Source organism: Streptomyces sp. TRM64462, assembly GCF_013362995.1.
In the GTDB taxonomy this organism is placed as follows: Bacteria; Actinomycetota; Actinomycetes; order Streptomycetales; family Streptomycetaceae; genus Streptomyces.
In genome coordinates, this window is the sequence record NZ_JABWDV010000219.1 from 1 (window position 1) to 5,548 (window position 5,548).

A 5,548-nucleotide genomic window follows, 5' to 3' on the forward strand; every position below is an offset into this window, starting at 1 on the left:
CCCGCCCCGGTGTCCGCCTCCGCCCCTGCCTCCGCCTCCGCTTCCTGGACGACGTCCCCCTGCAGCGTGAGCCGCACGGTGAGCCCGCCGGGCCAGTCACCGAGGAACGGCCCGAGCGCCACGTGCAGCCGGTCCAGCGCCAGCCCGTCCCGGTCGGGCCCCCGCCCGGCCATGGGCAGCCCGGCCACGACCATGTCGCCACCACCGTGGCCCCCGTGGCCGTCGTGACCGTCATGGCCCCCGTGGCCGTCGTGACCGTCGTGGGCGCCGCGTCCGTCATGCCCGTCGTGGGCTCCGTGGCCGTCACGACCGTCGTGGCCCTCGCGTACATCGCGGCCCTGATGGCCCTCGTGGCCCTCATGACCCTCTCGGCTGTCGTGACCCCCGTGGCCTTCACGACCGTCGTGCCTGTCGTGGGCGCCGTCGCCCTCGCGCCCGTCACGGCCTCCGTGCCTGTCGTGGCCGCCGCCGGCGCCGTCGCCGTGGTCCGCAGCCGGTGCCGGGCGGCGGCGGCGCCGGCCCGTGGCGTCCGTCAGGTGGGTGCGGGCCGTGTCCAGCACCGTGGGGACGTCCGCCGGGCTGTGGGCGCGGGCCCTGGTCTTCGGGGACGGCATGTCCTGCCAGAGGCGGTCGGCCGCCCGCTCCAGGGCGGGACCGCCCGTGCCCGCGACGAGGAGGACGTCGGCGTCGGCGGGGGTCGCCGCCTGGGGCAGGTCCCGCAGGCGCAGCTCCCGCTCGGCGGCCAGCCGTACCGGCGTCGCCGCGGGCATCGTGACCAGCAGCACGCGCGGGCGGGCTGCCGCGGCACGCAGCAGGACGGCGGTCATGTCCATCGCAGCGCCCCTTCCCGCCACACGTACACGACCCCGGCCATCAGCACTGCGAGGAAGGTGAACATCTCGATCACGGCCGTGCTGCCCATGGCCGAGACGACCCGGGTCCACGGGTACATGAAGACCATCTCCATGTCGAAGGCGAGGAACAGCATCGTCACCGGGTACCAGCGCACATGGAACCGGCTCACCGCGTGCTCGCGCGGCTCCAGGCCCGAGCCGAACGGCTGCGCGGCCAGCGGCTCGGACGTCACGCGGACGTACCAGGCGGCGCCGTGCACCGCGCCCACGGCGAGCAGCGCGAGGCCGAGCACGGCGAGCACGGCCGTGAACCCGTTCATTCCGGCGGTCTTCCTTCCTGCCCCCGACCCAGCATCGGGCCGACCGGTACCCGACTGACGGAACGTCACGCCCAGGTTGACCCATATGCCTCGCCGGAAACACCACCACGGTCACCCTCCGCAACATCGCCACCACTCCACGTGCGGGTTTACGTCGGGGGCTCACGGTGACCCGGGTGAGGCGACGCAAGGACCGACCAAGCGACTGACGAAGCGACTGACACAAGGCTCACGCCAGGGAGATGCCATGGCACAGGTGGCCGATTTCATACTGGAACGTCTGCGCGGGTGGGGCGTGGAGCGTGTGTTCGGGTATCCCGGTGACGGGATCAGCGGGCTCCTCGGCGCCTTCGACCGGGCCGGCGGAAAACCGGAGTTCATCCAGGCCCGGCACGAGGAGAACGCCGCGTTCATGGCCTGCGGGCACGCGAAGTTCGCGTGCGAGGTGGGCTGCTGCGTCGCCACGTCAGGGCCCGGCGCGATCCATCTCCTCAACGGGCTGTACGACGCCAAGCTCGACCACCAGCCGGTCGTCGCCGTCGTGGGCCAGCAGAAGCGGCTGTGCCTGGGCTCGGCCTACCAGCAGGAGATCGCCCTCGACCGGCTGTTCGCCGACGTGTCGGCGTACTGCGAGACGATCGTCCATCCGGCGCAGGCCCGGCATGTGATCGACCGCGCCTTCAAGACCGCGCTGACGACCAGGTCGGTGGCCACGATCATCATTCCCGAGGACGTGCAGGAGGAGGACGCGCAGCCGTCGCCGCCCAAGAAGCACGGCTCGGTGTTCTCCAGCATCGGCTGGAGCCGGCCCCGCGTCCTCCCGGACCCGGACGAGCTCCGCAAGGCCGCCGACGTCCTCAACGAGGGCAAGAAGGTCGCCATGGTCATCGGCCAGGGAGCGGGCCACGCCGAGGCCGAGGTCGTCGAGACCGCCGAGCTCCTCGGCGCCGGGGTCGCCAAGGCGCTGCTCGGCCGGCAGGTGCTTCCGGACGACCTGCCGTTCGTCACCGGCCCGATCGGGCTGCTGGGCAGCAAGGCCAGCGACAACATGATCCGCGGCTGCGACACCCTGCTGATGATCGGCACGTCCTTCCCGTACGCGGAGTGGCTGCCCGACGAGGGACAGGCCCGAGGGGTCGAGATCGACATCGACGGGAGCATGATCGGCATCCGCTACCCGATGGACGCCCATCTCGTCGGCGACACCAAGGAGACCCTGAGGCTGCTCAACCCGCTGCTCCACCGCAAGGAGGACCGCGGCTGGCGGAAGAAGATCGAGAAGGACGTCCGCGAGTGGGAGGACATCCTCGCGCGGCGCGCCCACCAGTCCTTCGAAGGGAAGGTCAACCCGCAGTCCGTGGCCGCCGAGCTGTCGCCCCGGCTGCCCGACGACTGCGTCCTGACCGCCGACTCCGGGTCGGGCACCAACTGGTGGGCCCGCTATCTGAAGATGCGCCCCGGGATGCTGGCCTCCCTGTCGGGCACGCTCGCGACGATGGGGCCCGGCGTTCCGTACGCGATCGCCGCGCGCTTCGCCTTCCCGGACCGGCCCGTGATCGCGTTCGTCGGTGACGGGGCGTTCCAGATGAACGGCATGAACGAGATGATCACCATCAAGCGGTACTGGGACCGGCTCGCCGGCCGCAGGCCGTTCGCGCCGTTCGTCTTCTGCGTCTTCAACAACCAGGACCTCAACCAGGTGACCTGGGAGCAGCGCGCCCTCGCCGGCGACCCGAAGTTCCCCGGTTCCCAGGACATCCCCGACGTGCCCTACGCCCAGTACGCCGAACTGCTCGGGCTGCGCGGCGTGTACTGCGACCAGCCGAAGAAGGTCGGCGAGGCCTGGGACGCGGCGCTGTCCGCCGACCGGCCCGTCGTCCTGGAGTTCAAGGTCGACGCGGATATCGCGCCCATCCCGCCGCACATCATGCTGGACCAGGGCAAGAAGGCCGCGAAGGCCGCCGTCCACGACCCGGAGGGCCTGGGCATCGCGACCAAGGGCGTCCGGCAGAAGTTCGCCGAACTCGTCAGCCATGTGCCCGGCCGCGGCCACGGCTGACGTCCGCCGGGGCGCGGCGGCCGGCGGTGTCCGCGGGGACGTGGCGGTCGACCGCGTGGACGTCGGTGCGTTCCGCGTCCCCACCGACGGGCCCGGCGGCCGCGAGCAGGACGGGACGCTGGACTGGGACTCCACGACGCTCGTCCTCGTACAGGTCGGCGCCGGAGGCCGTACGGGCATCGGCTACACGTACGGCGACGTCTCGCTGGCCGCGCTCGTCTCGTCGCGGCTGGCCCCGGTCCTGACGGAGCCCGGCGCCCCTCCGCCGACGGCGCCGCCCGCGCTCTGGCGCCGCATGGTCGACCGCATCCGGAACACCGGGAGACCCGGGGGCGGGGCCATGGCCGTGTCCGCGGTGGACATCGCGCTCTGGGATCTGCGGGCGCGGCTGCTGGACCTGCCCCTGGTGGGCACCCTGCCCGCCTTCCACGACCGCGTGCCCGTCTACGGCAGCGGCGGCTTCACCAACTACGGCCTCGACCGGCTGACGGAGCAGCTCGGCGGCTGGGCCGGGCAGGGCGTCCCGCGGCTGAAGCTGAAGACGGGCCGCGACCCGGAGCGCGACCCGGAACGACTCTCCGCCGTGCGGCGGGCCGTGGGCGACGCGCCCGAGCTGTTCACCGACGCCAACGGCGCGTTCGGCCGCAAGGAGGCCCTGTACTGGGCGCGGCGGTACGCCGACGACTGGGACGTGCGGTGGTTCGAGGAGCCCGTCACCTCCGACGACCTCGCCGGGCTGCGGCTGCTGCGCGACCGGGCGCCGGCCCGCCTGGAGATCGCGGCGGGCGAGTACGGCTACGTCATCGACGACTTCGTACGGCTCGTCGAAGCGGGCGCGGTCGACTGCCTGCAGGCCGACGTGACGCGTTGCGGCGGGATCACCGGGCTGCTGCGGGTGGCGGGCCTCGCCGCGGCCCACCACGTCGACCTGTCGGCGCACTGCGCGCCCGCCGTCTCGGCGCACGCCTTCTGCGCCGTCGAACGGCTGCGCCATCTGGAGTACTTCCACGACCACGTACGGATCGAACGGATGCTTTTCGACGGTGCGCCGGTACCCGACGGCGGTGTGCTGCGGCCCGACACCGGGCGGCCGGGGCACGGTCTTGAGGTCCGCTGGGCGGACGCGGAGCGGTATCGCGTCGCGTGACGGCGCCTGCCGAGGAGAGGACGAAAGTGATGACTCGACGTCCGCGCCGCGCGGTCCGTGAGGTGCCCGCGAAGACCGACCCGCGCATTCCCGGTGCCCCCAGGGGGCGCCGTACCGTCGACGTCGGCGGTCTTGAGCGGGCGCTGCGCGCGGAGGTCGAGGGCGAGGTGCGCTTCGACGCCGGGTCCCGCGCCCTGTACACGCAGGACGCGTCGAACTTCCGGCAGGTGCCCATCGGCCTGGTGGTGCCCCGCACCCTGGACGACGTGGTCGTCGCGCACCGGCTGTGCCACCGGTTCGGCGCGCCGCTCCTCGACCGCGGCGGCGGCACCAGTCTGTCCGGTGAGACCGTCAACGAGGCGGTGGTCGTCGACCATTCCAAGTACCTGACGGACATCGGGCGCGTCGACGCGGAGCGGCGGCTGGTGACCTGCCGGCCCGGCGTCGTCAACGAGGAGCTCAACCGGCGCACCGGCGAGCACGGCCTGGTGTTCGGCCCCGACCCGTCGACGCACTCCCGCTGCGTGATCGGGGGCAACATCGGCAACAACTCGTGCGGCGCCCACTCGGTGCAGTCGCAGCTGTACGGCCCCGGCCCGCGCACGTCCGACAGCGTGCGCGCCCTGGAGGTCGTCACGTACGACGGGGAGCGGTTCTGGACGGGTGTGGGCGAGGAGAAGGACCTGGACCGGATCATCGCCGATGGCGGCGCCAAGGGGCGGATCTACGCGGCGCTGCGGGCGCTCCGCGACCGCTACACGGCCGCGATCCGCACCGGTTTCCCTCCCGTGGACCGACTGCCGCGCCGGGTCTCCGGCTACAACCTGGACGAGCTGCTGCCGGAACGCGGCTTCAACGTGGCCCGCGCTCTCGTCGGCACCGAGGGCACCTGCGCCACCGTCCTCCAGGCCGTCCTGGAGCTGACGCCCGCGATGGCCAGGCGCCGTCTGGTGGTGGTGGCGTACGACGAACTGGCGGAGGCCGCCGACCGGTGCGCGGAGATCGTGGACCGGTGGCGGCCCATCGCCCTGGAGGCCCTCGACGGCCGCCTGGTCGGCAACATGCGGCGGCTGCGCATGAAGGAGGCCGACGTGCGGTTGCTGCCCCGCCTGGAGGACGGTGACGGCTGGCTCATGGTCGAGTTCGGGGCCGACACCGCCGACGAGGC

The 5,548-nt window shown here is 72.8% G+C and carries 4 protein-coding genes and 1 pseudogene; 3 read left to right on the forward strand and 2 right to left on the reverse strand.

The features are described from left to right. Together HTZ82_RS32160 and HTZ82_RS09915 are read right to left on the reverse strand one after the other, a co-directional pair. Nucleotides 1-833: pseudogene (locus HTZ82_RS32160) on the reverse strand (hypothetical protein); the annotation flags it as partial. Then, nucleotides 824-1,174 (reverse strand): NADH-quinone oxidoreductase subunit A, encoded by a 351-nt coding sequence (locus HTZ82_RS09915; RefSeq protein ID WP_175408948.1) that lies wholly within the window; start codon nt 1,172-1,174, stop codon nt 824-826. The pseudogene HTZ82_RS32160 and the gene HTZ82_RS09915, both read right to left, overlap by 10 nt. 247 nt (nt 1,175-1,421) lie before the next feature. Here HTZ82_RS09915 and HTZ82_RS09920 point away from each other — a divergent pair, with 247 nt between their 5' ends. The 3 genes from HTZ82_RS09920 to HTZ82_RS09930 form a co-directional block, all read left to right on the forward strand. Next, on the forward strand, nt 1,422-3,233 hold the full coding sequence (locus HTZ82_RS09920) for a thiamine pyrophosphate-requiring protein (protein WP_175408949.1): 1,812 nt from the start codon (nt 1,422-1,424) through the stop codon (nt 3,231-3,233). Then, the gene (locus HTZ82_RS09925) at nt 3,208-4,380 is read left to right on the forward strand and encodes an enolase C-terminal domain-like protein (protein ID WP_175408950.1); all 1,173 of its coding nucleotides are present in this window, start codon (nt 3,208-3,210) and stop codon (nt 4,378-4,380) included. Before HTZ82_RS09920 ends, HTZ82_RS09925 begins: the two co-directional genes overlap by 26 nt. 29 nt (nt 4,381-4,409) lie before the next feature. Continuing rightward, a partial coding sequence (locus tag HTZ82_RS09930; protein WP_175408951.1) for an FAD-binding oxidoreductase occupies nt 4,410-5,548 on the forward strand: 1,139 nt, incomplete at its 3' end.